We start from the raw sequence: 16785 nt of genomic DNA, 5'->3' as shown, positions 1-16785 counted from the left end.
TACTGGAATCGTTTTATCTATAAAATCCTTAACATCTTTAGGTAGCTCAATGTCTAGCTCCTATATTTTCTGCCACGTAAGAACTCTTTTTTGTCCCAGGTATAGGAACCAAGTCTTCGCCGTTAGACAGTAACCATGCTAAAGCAAGCTGAGGAGGACTAATATGCAGCTCATTAGCTAATTCTTCTAAACGTTGAACCAATGCAAGATTGTAAGTGAAATTGTCTCCCTGGAATCGTGGTGTATTCCCTCTGTAATCATCTTCTACGAGTGTATCAACAGATTTGATCTTTCCAGTTAAGAACCCACGCCCTAAGGGGCTATAGTGTACAACTGCAATATTAAGTTCACGGCAGAGGGGGAGTATTTCTTCTTCTATATGCAGCAACGAGCAGGACAGCTCCCCAGATGAACTACTTTCGGCCTCGAGCATTAGACCATATTGCAAAAAAACACCCGGATGAAGATGTGACTGAATTGGTCGCAGCTAATTTGGTATTTGAACAGCTCCGTTCATTTCATGTCACATGACATTATGACACTGGCGGATATGACATCAAGATCCATAGAATACATCTACTACTTGGAAAGGATGTGGACTATTTGATGGCCAGAACCGTCGTCAGCTTTGTTCAAAATGGCTATTTCCTGCTGCTTACTTTTGTCACAGGATTGTTTTACTTCAGTTTTTATCTGGTCGCTCTTACATTGGGCGTGAGCCTTTCGTTTACCGTCGCGGGCGTTCCTCTCCTGACTCACGTTATGCGGACGACAACCGCCTTCCTGCAATTTGAACGAGTACAGACCAAAATTTATACGGACATTACCACCGAGCCTTGCGTTAAAACCGTGAATGTCGATGTGTCCAACTGGCTCCAAGTGAAAAAGGAGCTGCTGAATCTACGCAACTGGATCGCAATTTGCTGGCTGCTGCTGAAATTTCCGATAGGGATATTTAGTCTGATCAGTGCGATCTTGCTCTACGCGGCGCCGCTTATATTGATTGCGGTTCCGTTCCTCTATCGGTTCATCGACCTTTCCTTTATGGGTATGCCGGCAGTAGATACGGTTGCCAAAGCCATGATGGTGTCGGCTACAGGGGTCGTATTGATGATGGTGAGCTACAGGCTTACGGACCGCTTGACGCGCCTGATAGGCGGCTACACGGTCCTGATGATCAAGCATGTGAACCGGTAGACGTCATGCCGGGCTTCGCTGCATAGGTCGTCGGATGGTAGTTTAGGCTATAGCAGTTTACTCAATACTAGTTACGTAATGTCATACTGAGAGTCTTTAGGGGTTGATGATTTTGTTTGATATGGTCAAGCAATGGTACTGGTACGACTGGCTCATGTTCATAATTCGTCTGATATGCAGCATTTCTCTCATGTTTACGACCATAGGGCTAGAGCAATATTTCACGCTGCCGATTGTGGTTCTTGTGCTGTGGCAGTTGATTGCTTTTTCTGTTCCATGGCTTTGCTTGCAGCTCGATTTTAAATACTACCTGTTTACTGAAATCGTGATCTCGGGCGGGTTGTGCTTATATCTGGCTTCATTTTTTCCACAAGCCTACTTCTCATTCCTGCTGTATGCCTTTTTAATTGCTGCCCACAGTTCGCAAAGGAGTTATCTCTGGTCAGGGCCTATATCCATATTGCTTCTGCCTGCCATAATCAAGTTGCTTGCAGAGCAGAGTGAATACTGGGTCATGGCCGTTCACATTGGGCTGGCGTATATTTTTGGATTTTCCTTCCATTTACTTGCGCTCAATTCTCGCCAAGGCGAAATTATCCGCGACCAAAATGGAGTGCTGGAGCAGTATCTGTCCCAAATTGAGCGCATTACGCTTGCCGAAGAGCGGAACCGGCTGTCCAAAGAGCTTCACGATACCGTCGGCCATGCCTACACTTCGCTGATTATGGGATTGGAAACGTTGCGTCCTGAGCTGACAACGGATACAGGAACAGAAAGGCTTAACTCCCTATTGAACCTGGGCCGCAAAAATATGGAGGAGGTCAGAAGCTACGTGCATCAAATCGAATCGCCGCATGAGGCGCTCCCGCTGCTTCAGTCTTTGAGGAAGCTGGCGGAGGAGTTTCAGGAGCATGCCAACGTGACGGTTCGTTTCCATGCCTACGGGGAGGAATACCCTGTAACGAAGCAAGCGAAGACAGCACTCTATCGCTGCCTGCAAGAGTCGTTGACGAATGCTGTACGTCATGGGAACTCGACAGAGATTAAGGTGTCCGTGCAATTCGAGCCCCAGCAGACGAGACTGGAAATCCAAGATAACGGCCGCGGGATAGAGCATGTGAGAGAGGGCTTCGGCCTCAGTGCCATGAAGGAGCGGGCGATGAACTTGCAAGGCCATGTGGCCGTCTATACGGAGCCGGGAGAAGGCACTCTGGTAACCTGTACGCTGCCTAGACAAACGGAGCCTAAGGATGAAGTCATCCGTCTGTTGGTTGTCGATGATCAGCCCTTTATTCGTGAAAGCCTGCGAACTCTGCTGGAGGAGCAGCAGGATTTGCAGGTTGTTGGGACGGCAGAGGATGGCGAGCAAGCGATCGAGCTGTGCAGGCAGGTTCAGCCGCAGCTGGTGCTTATGGATCTGGAAATGCCGAATATGGATGGAATCTCCGCATCCCGTAAGATAAAAGAATTGTGGCCAGACATCCGCATTCTGATTCTCACCACGTTCGAGGATACCCAACAGGCTCTAGAGGCGATGCGAAGCGGGGTGGACGGGTACTTGTTGAAGTCCATGCAGCCGTTAGATCTGGCTGAAACGATACGCACGGTCTACCGCAGGGGCACGCTGATCGATCAGGGGATGTCGCACAAATTGTTTGCCCAACTGGAAGCGGACAATAACGGGGATGATCCTTCGTTAGTCAAAGAAGCGTCATCGGCCTATGAGTTAACGCCGCGGGAGCTTGAAATTTTACAGTTCGTGTCCAAAGGGCTGCGATATAAAAGCATTGCTTCCAAATTATATTTATCCGATGGTACGGTTCGAAACTATGCATCATCAGCTTATATGAAGCTGGGGGTCCGCAACCGGGAGGAAGCGGTGGAAAAAGCCAGGGAGGCCGGGCTTCTGGAATAACCCCCGAGTTATGTATTATGGTGGCGGATGCCGGCATACGGAGTGATTGTGCTTCGTATGTCGGCATCCGCCATTTAGCTTTTTAAAGGCCGTTTTTTACTTATTCAGAATTAGGGTTTACGTTCATTACCGTTTGGCAATTGGCAATGTGTAGTAATCAAATGCCAGATCCAATAAGGCACTCGCTTCCTGCCGCTTCAGTAGTTGCTTGGAACGGAAGTTGATCGAGCCGTCCGGATTGATCTTAGTATCCGGGTCCATGATGCCTTGGGATACAAGGGTTGTGATGGCTTTAACTGCCCAGGCATCACTTTCGCCACGCAATGTAACCTTCTTGGATCCAGGCTCAGCTTGCCTCAGGTTTTGGATCATCACTGCCGCCATCTCTCTGGTGATAGGAGAATTAGAATTATAATTAGGCACTCCGGACAACATCTGCTTCTTGTTGGGTTCAATCGTATCAGGCATGCTTTCCCAGCCATGGGCGTGTATCAGCAATGCCGAGAACTCACCCTGAGTTAACGTTCCATTCGGATTGAAGCGGGTAGTTGTTTTTCCGTCCATGATCTTTAAAGCATGGAGATTTTGAATATAAGACGCATACTTGCTGCCGGCCGGTACATCAGTGAATTTCGCATTCATATTTAATTTTTGTGCATAACCCACGTAGTGAGGAAGTGCCATGTAATAGAAATAGGTGATTTTGCCTGCCCCATTTTTTTGAAAGGCTACTTTATTGCCTGATTCATCCTCAAAGAGTAAAGGATGGATCATTTTCAGCGTACTCTTGCCCAGATCTCCTGTCTCCGTAACCAATTTTCCGTTTGAATAGGAAACGAGGGTCCGCATGGATCCAAGACGCGTGTTTTGGTACAATCCCACGTAGTCCTTGGCCTGCTGCTCACTGATTGCCGAATAGGATGGCTTTGGAGCCGCTTCTTTTCTCGGATAGTAATGATTCATAAATTCCTCATACACGTCGAGACTCATCATGGAGTCGTTATTGTAGGACATGTAGAACGCTGTATTTTTCTCTGGAAGAAGAACAATTAAGGACGAATGACCGGTCACATTTCCCCCTTTGATAACCACATGTTGACCATTCATCTTCTCTTTGAAGTAGCCTTCAAATCCGATGGTTGTGACAGGGTAGTCTTTGTCAGGGAACACCTGATAGGTGTGCATTTGGTCAATGCTCTTGGCACTTAAGATTTGTTTGCCTTTATACGTTCCTTTGTTCAGATGCATCATAAGGTACTTCACCATGTCATCTGCGTTTGATACCATGCCGCCGCTAGGCCGATCGGTTGGTATGAATCCCTCCAAGGGGATTAGCTTGCCTTTAGGATCATAATGGGCAGCCATTTTGCTGAGCAGTTCGGGTTTAAACCGCACATTCGTCGAGTTCATGCCCAGCGGCTTGAAAATATTGTCCTCCATATACTGGGCGTATGACGTGCCGGCTACTTGCCCTACCGCATACCCCGCCAGTGTGAACCCAAAATTATCGTAGGTATACGCTTCCCCCGGAGGTCTGACAATCGTCGGCATATTCGCTTCAAGAGCCTCCTTCATCGGGTAGAATTGCTTCACATATTCCGGCTTCGATCCCGAGAGAATATCCGGTTTGTCAAAGCCGCTGGTATACGTAAGCAGATCGTACATCGTTAGTTTTTTGCCTGTCTTATTCGGTACCTTCATCCCTCCCAGGTATTCCTGGATATCGTGATGCAAATCAATTTTTCCCTTATCGACCAGCTGCATCGCTGCCAATGCCGTGAACTGCTTCGTTACAGAACCAATTTGGAAAACGGTGCTGCTGTCTACCGGAATTTTATTTTCCCTGTCGGCATAACCGTACCCCTTGCTTAATAGCACTTTACCATTCGAAACGACCGCGAAATTAGAACCAACCGTATTATACTTTTTCATCGCATCCGCAAAAATGCCATCTGCAAAGGTCTCCAGTTCCTTGGTATCCCGCGGTCCCTCTAGTTGTTTGGCATCCTGCGGCGCCTTCAGGCTGGTAACCTCAGATGTAACTGGCGGGTGAGTCTGCGGGGCATTGGATGCGTTCCCTACTTGCGTACAAGCGTTAATGACTGTACCCGTTAACACCAGAACAGTTAATAGTAGAACTGCGCGATTCTTGCGAATCCATTTCTTCGTGTTCCTCATATTCTTCGTATTCTTCATAAATGATATCTCCTTAACCATTGGATTTGCCTTTTAACCATCGGCTGAGCCCAGTATCGCAAAGGAGTTGTCACACCAACAAGTTGCATTTCGTCATCTATGACATTCCAGCTATTTAGAAAGCGTCATGTGACAATTCGGCACTAGGTTTATTTACAAGGGAGGCAGTAGGATACCAGGAAGGGCGATGAAACATTCAGGAGACGAGGACAGTCTTCCTTGCCCAAAGCCATTAGAACTGGAGTGTGAACATCATGGCTTTCTTACAAGATATTGTTATCCAGTACGGTTATATTGGCATCTTCTTATGCCTTGCGCTTGGCATTATTGGTTTGCCTGTGCCTGATGAGGTTCTCATGACGATTGTTGGCTATCTTTCTTCAATTGGGCTGCTTTATTTTCCGATATCCCTTGTGATCAGCGTAATCGGGGCTATGACTGGTATGCTGTGCAGTTACTCCCTTGGGCGGAAGTTCGGCAAGCCGTTGCTGTGGAAGTATGGAAAATGGGTCAGGCTCACGACCAAAAGGTTAGAGAAAACAGAGAATTGGTTTCAGCGTTACGGCCCCTGGGCGATATGCATTGGTTACTATATACCAGGGTTCCGTCATCTGACTTGTTATCTTGCAGGGATGAGTGCTATGAGCCCACGGAAATATATACTCTACTCGGGCCTCGGAGCCTTGTGCTGGTGTTCGATTTTTATTACAATTGGTTATTTTCTAGGGAGATATATTGATTTTTCGGATTATTATGCTTCTATTTTTGGATTGTTTTCCTCTTGAGAATAGAGGGCAAAAGGAAGTACAGCGCTATATTGAGTGATGTATGTGAGTATTTTCCAGAAAGATGAACAATAAAAGTGTAGCCTCCCGCAATAGGGAGGCTACACTTTTATTTGCGTTAATATGTTATCCTTTGTTTTTATCCTTCAACATTTTTTCCATGGCTTCTATGACTGTAGTATTGGGTTCTGTATACTGATACGCGTACACGTCAGGATAGTTAGTCTTGTACTCTATGCGGTTTAACATACGAGGTACCATATCTTGATAGTATGACGTTGAATGACAATGGCTCAATATATCCGCCGCTTCATCTCCAGGGATAATTCGAGCAGTATGACCTAACACGGCTTTAATCTGTTCATCTGTAAATTGTTCTTTAATCAAATTTAAGAGGGTAGAGTATGTTGATTTAAAAGCAGAGGCGAAATGACGCTTTCCATTCGCTTCAGTCGATTTCATCAAAGCAATATTCATTGCCGCGGCATCGCGCACATCAACCCCATACAATTGCGAATCTGCCATAGCTCTATCGCCGCGAAGCATGGCATAGATCATATCATTGTGCCAAGGCACAAAGCTTGGTCCCATGACATGCGTAGGATGGATCGTTGTCATGATTATATTTGTTGTATTTTCATCGGAGCGGATAAATGACCAGGCTGCTCTTTCTTCCATCGTCTTCGATACCATATTGTGGTCGAATAAGCCTTCCCTGTCTTCATTGGTCCAGTCATCCTCTGTAAACGTCGTTTTTGACGGATCATCGTTGCCATAAGCAATAGTTGACTCTGCAGTGGTGTGCACGATCTTTTTAACAGTGCCTGATTGGGCAGCCATTTGCAAGAGCATGCGGATTCCTTTTTCTTTCGTGCGGCCCCTATCTTTAAATGTTTTGTCGTCGGGACTGGAGGCACTCCCCTGATTAAAAATCCACTTTGCTTCACTTAATACTTCATGCCAATTTTCTGTTTCACCTAGGTTTGCTTTGTAAAATTTTACGTTTGGTAGCATCGTTTGAAGCTGCCCCGCTTTTGCTTCATTTCGGTACGTTCCGACAATCTGCGTATAACCTATATCTGTTAACTTTTTGGCAACCCATGCGCCAATATAACCTGTTACCCCAATAATAACAATCTTATCGTTTAGCTCCATTTTTACGTATCCCCTCTCAACAACATTGAATGATAATAATATCTCCTGAGCATTGAGGCTGTATTTCTTCAATATAATGATAAGTGTTAAAGTGGACTTTAAGTCAAATTGTATTTTTTATATAAAGTGAGCTTAGGATATAAGCAAAAGAATTAAAGGAAATATTAATATTTCCAAGTGAGGGTAAGGGATACACATCGATTGAAGTTGTTTGTAAACAATGTTACTCTAACAACGGTAAACTCAAAACCTATGTTCATCAATACATCTAATAATAAGCTATATAAAAACATTTCATTCACGTTTGAAGAGGCACAACATTGCGCTTTTATAGGAACAAGTGGCAGTGGTAAAAGTACACTGATTGATATACTGATGGAAAACCATGCTTCAAGATGATTACAGTTATCCTTTTGGTTTTGGGTCTCTCTATATTTTCGCCAAATTAGGGACGGATGAGATACAAGATCTAGTAGCAGGTTTTTGGCAATTCTCATGATTTAGCGCAGGTGTGATAGTCGCCGACTTTCAATATCGTCGATGGTTGTTTTTCTAGCCCTTTTCGCCGATAGGCCCGTTAAACTGAACCGTACCATAAGTGACGGCGAAAAATAGCCTTGATGGGATCCTATGAGACCTTTAGTTTCAGATTTATGTTACGGATGATCCTCCAAGGCCTCTCTTGCTAGGCACATTCATCATCTACGAGCGCTGGGAAAACCGGGATGCCCTCGATCGGAACCTGAGCGCCCCCCGGATGCAGGAACTGGTGCCCCAGCTCTTAGAACTGATGGAGGGATCCATTGAGGAAGGGATTCGACTCCTGCAGCCGTTCCGCCTAGAGCAGTAAAACGCAATGGAGGAGGAAAAAACGTTGGCAACGATCGATGATTTTGCAGCACTAGATATTCGTGTCGGAACGATTAAATGCATTCATATTTCAAAGTGCTAAAGAGTGAGATAAAATCTGGTGACAATCTAATTAATAAGAAATAAAGAAGCCACTCCATTTTTCTGGAGTGGCTTTGTACTCAGCTATTATATGGTAAACGGCAAAGGGTCGAGTGTTAAATCAGCCGTATGGAGACTGTGCAAAGACTACATTGTAGCTTGAACGGCGGCTATTTTCTACCTAGTGTCTCCCATATTCCATGGAGCCAGGAATCGAACTCAGTATCTTTGTCGCCCTCGTAAGTATCATAAATATCCAGGCGTGTCTTTTGCAGTTTTTCCTTAAATTGCTCAAATGTGTGACCTTCAGGAAGGCTTTTTTTAATCCGTAGCAAAATTTTGTTAAGACCTTTAAACAGCTCACCTTTGTTTTTGGCAGGCATTTGAACATCTTCATCCAACTGCTTCAGCTTGAAATATGCAGCTTCACGCACCTGGAACACCTGATCATTTGTCAAAACATGCTGCAGTAACTTAATGGTAGGGGCTGTATCCCAGTTCCCCAATTCGTTCACCGCATTTAGTCTGTCTCTCCAGCTCGTCCGATTAGCCGCTCGTTTGAGCTCTTCAAAGTTTTCCGGTAGTTCGTTAACTGCTCCAATATCATGGTTGTTCGTCAAAATTCAATCTCCTTAATCATCGCCATCTCGGCAGAATGATGAATGTTATTTATGTGAACACTATTATAGCACGAACCTGACTAAACTACTCCTATGAAGCCGATTGACAGCCTATACATCACATTCACGAATTCATGTTTTTGTATGCAATCACTCATATAGATGTATCAACCTATCTATTCTCCTTGACCATCTTTTTTCTCTTAATGAAGTCTACCGTGTACACCCAACCAATCAGTCCACATAAAACAAAACCAAATGCATGCAGAGATCCGTAAACGGGAATGAAATCAAGTATGGTTAAGAAAAATATCTTTTTTAGTAGCGGATATAAAATGGAAAGCACAGCAACCGTGTAAAAGGCTAGACAAGATAGGCCTAAAAAGAAGGTCGCCTTATTATCCAAAGCGTTTTTCCTCAAGTAAGCAAGGAGATAAGCGGTGTAAATCACAATATTACAGGCGAACAAAGTGACACCCATGTATTCAATTGGCTTGGAGAAAATCATACCAATAGCAATCAAGATGGGTCCGATGATATCGATGGCAACGACCCAGGGATACCAGCTTTTCTTCGTCATGATGCGTCCAAGTGCACCAATAAAAATTGGAACGATAGCAGATGAGAAATGAAAGTGGAGCGAGCTTAATGCGTGCGTTGCAGGATTAGCTTGGAAGAGGTTCACTTGATATTGATATAAGGTAAACCAAATGCCCCCGATAAAAAAATAAACGAGCCCCGCACCAATCGCTAATTCCGCTGCTTTTCCTTTAGAGATCATAATAGTGGTCAAGCCATAGATGCCAAGCAGCAGTGTGAACAGTAGCCACCCAAGGGACAGAATCCCTGGGATTGTCGTACTTTCTAACCCCCACATCTTACTACTCATTACCGAGGCTAGGGTAAGAAGCGCAGCGGGAAACTGGAGCCATTTCATAGCAGCATAAACCATTCGTTGATGTTTATTCTTTTCGTCATGGTTCATAAGTAAAATCACAAGAGGTACAATGACGAAAGCCGCAAACAGTAGAAACTTTTCAACAAGTTCGAATTGAAAGTAATCAAGATAAAATATCAGAATGGTTATGATTCCACCGGGGAACGCTGGTGCTAATAATGATTTCATTAGTTGCTTCAAGGAACGATTCATGGGGTTTCCTTTCTAACTACGTTTATCGTAATAACTGCCTGCATCCAGTTGTGCAGCGTTCTTTAGTATAGATCGGCAATTCTTCTTTTAGTAGTCTAACACATTAATTTGTCAATATATGAAAATAAGCTTATCTTACTGCGGTTGGTGGAGTCATGGAAAATAGCCCTAAGAGACGCTGGAGTGATGTCCGCGTCTCTTTTTTCTGCGTTCTGATGTTTATTTATCGAATATATTAAAAAATAAAGGTAAATTTCCGATAATAAATATGCGGTTATATGCCATAAATCGACATTTATCAACATTTTCCTAGAAAAGGTGATTTAATATATGTTTTCACCGTTCCATAAGAAGAAGAGTAGACCTGAGCAGCAGCAATCGAGAGAGGACCTTGACATGAGGAGGGACTTGGACGAGCCACAAGAGGAAGTGTCGCTAAATTTGACTCCTTCCGAGGTGAAGGAAGAGCCTTCAAGTTCTGTTTTAATCAATAAGGGTCTTATGGATAAGAGCTCGCTTGATCTGGTATTCGCCGTAGAGCAGATGATTAAGGACAAGCAGCATGTCGAAATGAGTCATAATGATTTGCAGGATCGATTAAACCATTCGAACGGACAAAATGATCGTTTAAACAGAGACCTAAAGAACTTGGGCAAGGTCATTGAGGAACGCGAGAAGAGCATTTTGGAGCTGGAGCGAAAGCTGGCCGATAAGAATCTGAAGGTCGATCAAATAATGGAAGACTTTCGGGAGCTTCAATCCACTATGTCTGGTCAAAATGAGGAGCTTAAAGGTGTAATTGAGCTTGAACGCCAGAATTATGCCGGCCTGCTTCAGAAGCACAATGAGATGATTACCGATAAGAATAAGAGAATCAGCGAGCTTGAGGAGAAGAATGTAAGATATGAATCCGAGCTCACTCAAATGAAACAGAAATTCGATGCTCTTCGCCAGGAGAAAACGCATTTGCTTAATGTTGTAAATGACTTTACTAACAGATTGACATCTCCGTTTGCATCGAACGCAGGAACAACCGAGGAATCTCCAATCGATTAAAGTCATTGCTGATCGGAAGAGAGGACGAATGGTATGGAGACATACATTACGCAGGTAATGGAGCTGTTATCGCTTGGGAAGACCTCGGATGGTGTAAATCAAATCACGGTCGCAGTGTCCCAAGAGGATAGGCAAGCTATATACGAAATTAATATTGACGAGTTTACATATATTGGGCTTGAAATGTTGAAGCCACTAAATGGAGACAGGATCAGACTCTCTCCCTATTCCAAGTGGGATCCATACCGAAATACCTTTTATAGTTCCATAATTAGAACTACAGAAGTTTCCCGGGATGTGCAGTATTTTGCATGCAGCGAAGCATACATAAATGAAATTAAGCGGATCAGGAACCTTCCGCCCGTTCCAGTGGAAGACAGAGTAGCGGAACCCGCTCAGCAACGGACACAACTCCTGCGGCAATTGTCTGCACACATGCCCAAAATTTTGATTCTGTCCCTGGTAACTATCGGCTTTCTGATTGTTCTATCTATCACTTCGAAGGGGAATGACGATTCTGCAAATACGTTTAGCGGATCAGTCGGGGTGGCGATGGCTGGGGAAAAAGACGATGATTTTGAAGCGCCGATGGTGCTTACAGCTATAAGTGAACCATACAAAACGGAAACTTCAGTTACGGCTGCCAGAACAAATCCTATCGTCCTATCATACGTATCCGATCAGCCTGACAGTAATCACGAATCCTTTGAAGTCATCGATATTGATAAAGATGAGTCTTTCTTTGATTTGCCGAAGGAATATGTGGCTTTAACCTTTGATGACGGACCCTCCACGCTTACGAAGCAGTTTGTGGACATTCTGACAGAACAGAAGGTAGCGGGGACATTCCTGTTCGTGGGGCAGAAGGTGGGACCCAATCGAGATGCTGTTATCTATGCGAGTGAACATGGAATGGCGATTGGGAATCATTCCTGGGATCACAGTTTGCTTCCGAAGGACACCCCACAGGATCAGAGCGAGAGCTTGTCGAAGACAAACAGCGTTCTGGAATCATTGACGCACAAAACGGTTACTTTGTTCCGTCCACCATACGGTGCGGTTAACAACAAACTTGTCTCCGAGGTTAAGAAGTTGAATATGAAGACCCTTCTGTGGAATCGAGATCCAGAGGACTGGAATGCGAAGAAGCCAGAGGATATTATTCGATACTTTCATCAGGTCGAAGCCGCTGGCGGAGTATATGTGCTGCATGAGAACAAAAACACATTAGAAGCACTTCCGGCTATTCTTAAACACTTAAAAGAAAAAAATTTAAAATTCGTCATCTTCAAATAAAATAGACCTCAGAGCAGATTGAAACCCCAAGAACTAACTTTGGTTAAAATCCAGATACAGGTATGTCCTTTCTCTATCAATCTTTAAATTTTTTACGTCCATTTAATATATTCTACGACTTTTATGAATTGAACTATGGTAAAATATTTCAGGATCTATAATTGGAGAGGGGTTTTGTTAATTCATGTATTGGAAAAAAGTTCTGGGCCAAAGCACAATTCGTGTGGCAACTGCTGCACTACTACTCACCCAACTATTGGGCGCAGCGGGTTCTGTCTCTGCCGCAGGCAAAGATGTAGAAGTACACTTGATTGGTATCAATGACTTCCATGGTCAGCTAGATACCACATCGATCGTTAGTGATAAAAAGGCAGGAACGGCTCCAATTCTAGCAACCTACTTAAAAGAAGCTCAAGCAAAATATGAACATTCCCTACTCTTCCATAATGGAGACTCTGTGGGTGCATCTGCTCCAGTCTCATCTCTCGATCGTGACGAGCCTACCATGGAATGGATGAATATGATGGGCTTTGATGTAGGTTCTCTAGGCAATCATGAATTCGACCAAGGTATCGCTGCCTTGAAGGCACAAATCTTTGGTGGCCTTGATCCAAAAGAAGGCAAAGTAACTCATGCTGGTGCGAAATTTGATTACGTCAATGCAAACGTCATTGAAACTGCCACTGGCAAAACATTGATTAAGCCGTATGTTATTAAAGAAGTAGGCGGAGTCAAAATCGGATTTATCGGATTAGTGACGAAATCCACACCTGCCAAAGTATCCCCATCTGGGACAGCTGGTGTGCGTTTCTTAAGCGCAGAAGAAGAAGTTGAAGCCGTTAATAAATATGCAAAAGAATTGCAAGATCAAGGTGTAGAAACGATCATCGTTTTGGCACATGATCCAGCAACAACCAAAGAAGGCGTAACCACTGGAGAAGCGGCTGATTTAGCAAAAGCTTTGCCAGCAGATTCCCCTGTTGACGTTATCGTCGCAGGTGACAATCATGCCTTGGCTAACGGTGAAGTAAATGGAAAATTGATCGTTCAAGCGTTCTCTTATGGTACGGCATTTGAAGATATTAAATTGATGATTGACCCTGCTACTGGGGATGTAACGGAGAAATCAGCTACCGTTACAACGACTTTCCAAGAGGGTGTAAAAGAAGACCCTGAAACGTTGGCTATTATTAAAAAATCATTAGACAAGCATCCTGAGTTGACTAAGCCAGTTGGTACAACGGATGGTTCTGTTACCCGCACAGATGCTTATAATAACGAAGCCGCTCTGGGCAACCTCATTGCAGATTCAATGCGTGAAGCAGACTTTGGGGATAAGGCAAGTGCTGCTGACTTTGCATTTATGAATCCGGGTGGTATTCGTGCGGATCTGCCAAAAGGCGATGTGACCTTTGCTGATCTTGCTAAAATCCAACCTTTTGGCAATACTCTAGTGAAACTGGAGTTGACTGGCGAACAAATTAAAACGTTGTTGCAGCAACAATGGGGTACCAACGCTGACGGTACACCAAACACAAAAACTCTACAGATCTCTGGTTTGAAATATACTGCAGACTTCAACAAGCCAGTTGCAGAACGTGTTACTAGCCTTAGTCTGGAAGATGGCACACCTATTGATCCTGCAAAAACATATACAGCTGTAGTTAACAACTTTATGGCTGCTGGTGGAGATAACTATAAAGTGCTAGTAGATGCTAAATCATCCTTGGCTGGCCCTATCGATCTGGATGTATTCTACCAGTACATTGTAGATACGTATAAAGGCGCTGACATTGTGGCTAAAATCGAAGGACGTATCACGAATCTAGCTGCATCTACAGAGGAAACCGAAACACCTGCAACAACAGAATTCATTTCCCGTGCTGAATTTGTAAGTGCTCTTGTAGACCTGTTGAAACTGAACGAAGTAGCTACAGCACCTGCATTCAAGGATGTTGCTGCTAACGCTTCATATGCAGATGCAATCGCTGAAGCGACTCATGCTGGATTCATTCAAGGTTACGGTGGTAACTTCAACCCTGATCGTGATATCACTCGTGAAGAAGCAGCTACCATTCTTGCTAAATTGCTGAAAGATCAAGCATCTGATAAAAATGCGGCTACGATCATTGCAGGTTTTGAAGATGGCAAAACCGTTTCTACCTATGCGGTGAAATCGATGGCAAAACTGATTGACAAAGGTATTCTTAGTGCAGCAGAGAAAAACCTGCTTCAACCTAAACAAGGTCTTTCTACTAACGATGCAAAAGCTTTAATTCAAAAAGCTGTTGCAGCAAAAGCTTCATAATTTAAAAAGAATCTATCATTCTCGAACCACCTGTGTAACAACGCGGGTGGTTCTTTTTTTTGTTTTGAGATACATCACGATGAGATGCCCTGTCCTCGCAACCATCGGACAAACACACTTTTTATTCCTTGTCCACATTTATACCTTACCAAAACATTTGAAGTGCATTTAATAAAACTATCAATAATAAGGAGGTTTTGATAATGGGAAATAGAAGACCTGGAGGACCAAGAGGTGGTTATGACCCTGTTCAGATCTATAACTCTACTTCGTTTAATGCGTCTGGAAAAGTTGAATATGCATCCATCTTTTGTAGTGACGACAACTATAGTGTTCTGCGTGACGAGACTTGGAGAGCTTCCAGTCGTGGGGCTTGTTTGTTGACTAGAATCACCGCAACGGTTAGAACGCCAAGTGGGAATATTGAAGCCGAGCCGTATACTTCTTCCGGTACTTCTTACAGCCAGTTTGCCATTATACAGGTAGGGGTAAATAAGTTCCAAGTGACACGTGTTACTAGTGCCACGAGACGCCGCAAGTAATAACTGAAGCGATCATCATAAGCATCAAACTTAACCTAAAGAGACGACTGGCCGTAGAAAAAGGCCGGTCGTCTCTTTTTTTGCTTTAATGTTTCTTGTACCATAATATTTTGCGATGCATTGAGGAATCTTTCAAAAGCCGGAAAGGCCGTAGGTCCGGTTTATAATTACCTTCAATAATCCAAATTCGACGTTTCCTGTCGATACCTATATCGAACCCGACTTGTCTAAGCTTAGGGTAACGCTCTCCCAGTCGTTTGGCAGCTGATAGTGCAATGTGTTCCGCTTTGACAAGCAAGCTGCGATCTTCGATTCGAGCTAATTTGAGAGCCTCCAGCACTGGAATGGTGCGGCTAGTCACATTCGTGACCAGATATCCCTGCGCCGCAACTTTAGCGTAGGAGCCGGTAACGTTCCAAGTGGCTGAAGAGCCTTTTTTGCGCTGAACAATGATTCGAATGTCGAACGGTTTGTGCCCAATTTGGGCAAGATACAGACGTTTTTGGACAATGTATCCATGACTTTTATTTCTTTTGTGGAGCCATTGAAGTACCTTGTTGGTGTCTCTCATGATGACCACATTATTTTCATTTTGAATACGATAGGTTCTTACACCGTTCCGTTTGATAAAAATAATATCTCTTCCATAACTTCCGTTACGAGGTTTCAGTACGATGCTTTGATATTGAAGCAGCACTTTCGTTAAAGTGTCCTTTTTAAGTAGCTGTGTTTCAGGTAACCGTCCGGCGAGAGAGGACGCATTGCGGAGAATGCGATACTGCAGCCATTTATCTCTTTTGATTAACATTGGAATCACAGCCTTTTTCCAGACTTCTACGGTAATTCTAATTCAAATTAGGGATCAGCATAAGCGGCCATTCGTCTATATTTATGAGAAAAGCTAGAACGCAAAAAGCTACTGACATTACGTTGTCAGTAGCCCTTTTGTATATTAAGAACATGCGAATAGCGCAGTGCTTTGGAGAAGGGGCGACCTTTCTCATCATATGATTATAGAGGTGGAATTTATTTATGAGCAATGTCAAATGGGAAGTGGATCCGGACCACAGCTCTGTTGAGTTTTCGGTGACGCATTTAATGATTAATAAAATCAAAGGTGTATTCGAGCAGTTCGAAGCGGTTATAAGTTTTGACCCCAATGATGTAGCAACTATGGGTATTCAGGCTTCCATCGACACAAATAGTATCACAACTCGCCAGCGGCAACGCGATGAACATCTTAAGAGCGAAGAATTCTTTCATACTGCCAAGTATCCAGCGATTACGTTTCAAAGCACCAACTGCGTTCTTGCTGGCGAGCGGCAATATGAACTTGCAGGCAATCTAACGCTGCATGGAGTATCAAAACCTATCACTTTTCATACCGTTTTTGAAGGGTTTAATAAAGACCCTCGAGGCAGGGAACGTGTGGGGTTTCATTCGACTGCCAGTATCGATCGTAATGAATTTGGCTTGAGCTTTAATTCGCCTCTGGAAACGGGTGGAATTGTCGTTGGAAATGAAGTGAACATCGAGCTTTATATCGAAGCAATTCGAATAGAATAGCATTGTTACATGATATCTGAACATGCACTCGCCATAATTATGGCGAGT

14 protein-coding genes and 1 pseudogene are annotated in these 16785 nt (G+C 43.9%); 9 read left to right on the top strand and 6 right to left on the bottom strand.

Annotated features, from left to right (window positions below):
* Positions 1–46 precede the first annotated feature (46 nt).
* Positions 47–433: an aldo/keto reductase gene (locus HP548_RS01780; RefSeq protein WP_175380705.1), complete on the bottom strand. Its 387-nt coding sequence runs from the start codon at positions 431–433 to the stop codon at positions 47–49.
* 173 nt (positions 434–606) lie between these two features.
* Here HP548_RS01780 and HP548_RS01775 point away from each other — a divergent pair, with 173 nt between their 5' ends.
* Positions 607–1197, top strand: coding sequence for a sensor domain-containing protein (locus HP548_RS01775; RefSeq protein WP_076287202.1), 591 nt, complete (start codon positions 607–609; stop codon positions 1195–1197).
* Between the two features lie 112 nt (positions 1198–1309).
* Positions 1310–3112: a helix-turn-helix transcriptional regulator gene (locus HP548_RS01770; RefSeq protein ID WP_175380704.1), complete on the top strand. Its 1803-nt coding sequence runs from the start codon at positions 1310–1312 to the stop codon at positions 3110–3112.
* A 126-nt stretch (positions 3113–3238) separates the two neighbouring features.
* Here HP548_RS01770 and HP548_RS01765 read toward each other — a convergent pair whose 3' ends face one another.
* Positions 3239–5308, bottom strand: coding sequence for a serine hydrolase (locus HP548_RS01765; RefSeq protein ID WP_409347642.1), 2070 nt, complete (start codon positions 5306–5308; stop codon positions 3239–3241).
* Between the two features lie 254 nt (positions 5309–5562).
* On the opposite strand from HP548_RS01765, the gene HP548_RS01760 reads away from it, so the two are divergent.
* A complete protein-coding gene (locus HP548_RS01760) occupies positions 5563–6093 on the top strand; it encodes a DedA family protein (RefSeq protein ID WP_076287203.1) in 531 nt (176 codons plus the stop codon).
* A gap of 126 nt (positions 6094–6219) precedes the next feature.
* On the opposite strand, the gene HP548_RS01755 is transcribed toward HP548_RS01760, so the two are convergent.
* Positions 6220–7248, bottom strand: a complete 1029-nt coding sequence (locus HP548_RS01755) for an NAD-dependent epimerase/dehydratase family protein (RefSeq protein WP_175380703.1) — start codon at positions 7246–7248, stop codon at positions 6220–6222.
* Between the two features lie 252 nt (positions 7249–7500).
* On the opposite strand from HP548_RS01755, the pseudogene HP548_RS01750 reads away from it, so the two are divergent.
* Positions 7501–7629, top strand: a pseudogene (locus tag HP548_RS01750) (ATP-binding cassette domain-containing protein); the annotation flags it as partial.
* 740 nt (positions 7630–8369) lie between these two features.
* Here HP548_RS01750 and HP548_RS01745 read toward each other — a convergent pair.
* Positions 8370–8819 (bottom strand): HEAT repeat domain-containing protein, encoded by a 450-nt coding sequence (locus HP548_RS01745; RefSeq protein ID WP_076287205.1) that lies wholly within the window; start codon positions 8817–8819, stop codon positions 8370–8372.
* A 172-nt stretch (positions 8820–8991) separates the two neighbouring features.
* A complete protein-coding gene (locus HP548_RS01740) occupies positions 8992–9969 on the bottom strand; it encodes a YndJ family transporter (RefSeq protein WP_175380702.1) in 978 nt (325 codons plus the stop codon).
* A gap of 396 nt (positions 9970–10365) precedes the next feature.
* Here HP548_RS01740 and HP548_RS01735 point away from each other — a divergent pair, with 396 nt between their 5' ends.
* From HP548_RS01735 to HP548_RS01720, 4 genes are all read left to right on the top strand, one after another.
* On the top strand, positions 10366–11025 hold the full coding sequence (locus HP548_RS01735; RefSeq protein WP_246317866.1) for a hypothetical protein: 660 nt from the start codon (positions 10366–10368) through the stop codon (positions 11023–11025).
* A gap of 369 nt (positions 11026–11394) precedes the next feature.
* Positions 11395–12321 carry a polysaccharide deacetylase family protein gene (locus tag HP548_RS01730; RefSeq protein WP_217504580.1) on the top strand — a complete coding sequence of 309 codons (927 nt, stop codon included), beginning with the start codon at positions 11395–11397 and terminating at the stop codon, positions 12319–12321.
* Positions 12322–12505: 184 nt separating this feature from the next.
* Positions 12506–14629 (top strand): 5'-nucleotidase C-terminal domain-containing protein, encoded by a 2124-nt coding sequence (locus HP548_RS01725; RefSeq protein ID WP_175380699.1) that lies wholly within the window; start codon positions 12506–12508, stop codon positions 14627–14629.
* A 203-nt stretch (positions 14630–14832) separates the two neighbouring features.
* Positions 14833–15171 carry a hypothetical protein gene (locus tag HP548_RS01720; RefSeq protein WP_076287210.1) on the top strand — a complete coding sequence of 113 codons (339 nt, stop codon included), beginning with the start codon at positions 14833–14835 and terminating at the stop codon, positions 15169–15171.
* An 85-nt stretch (positions 15172–15256) separates the two neighbouring features.
* Here HP548_RS01720 and HP548_RS01715 read toward each other — a convergent pair whose 3' ends face one another.
* A complete protein-coding gene (locus HP548_RS01715) occupies positions 15257–15979 on the bottom strand; it encodes a YheC/YheD family protein (RefSeq protein ID WP_175380698.1) in 723 nt (240 codons plus the stop codon).
* A gap of 224 nt (positions 15980–16203) precedes the next feature.
* On the opposite strand from HP548_RS01715, the gene HP548_RS01710 reads away from it, so the two are divergent.
* Positions 16204–16737, top strand: a complete 534-nt coding sequence (locus HP548_RS01710) for a YceI family protein (protein WP_175380697.1) — start codon at positions 16204–16206, stop codon at positions 16735–16737.
* Positions 16738–16785: the final 48 nt, after the last annotated feature.

Source organism: Paenibacillus taichungensis (assembly GCF_013359905.1).
GTDB lineage: Bacteria > Bacillota > Bacilli > Paenibacillales > Paenibacillaceae > Paenibacillus > Paenibacillus taichungensis.
This window is presented reverse-complemented; position numbering and strand designations above follow the sequence as displayed.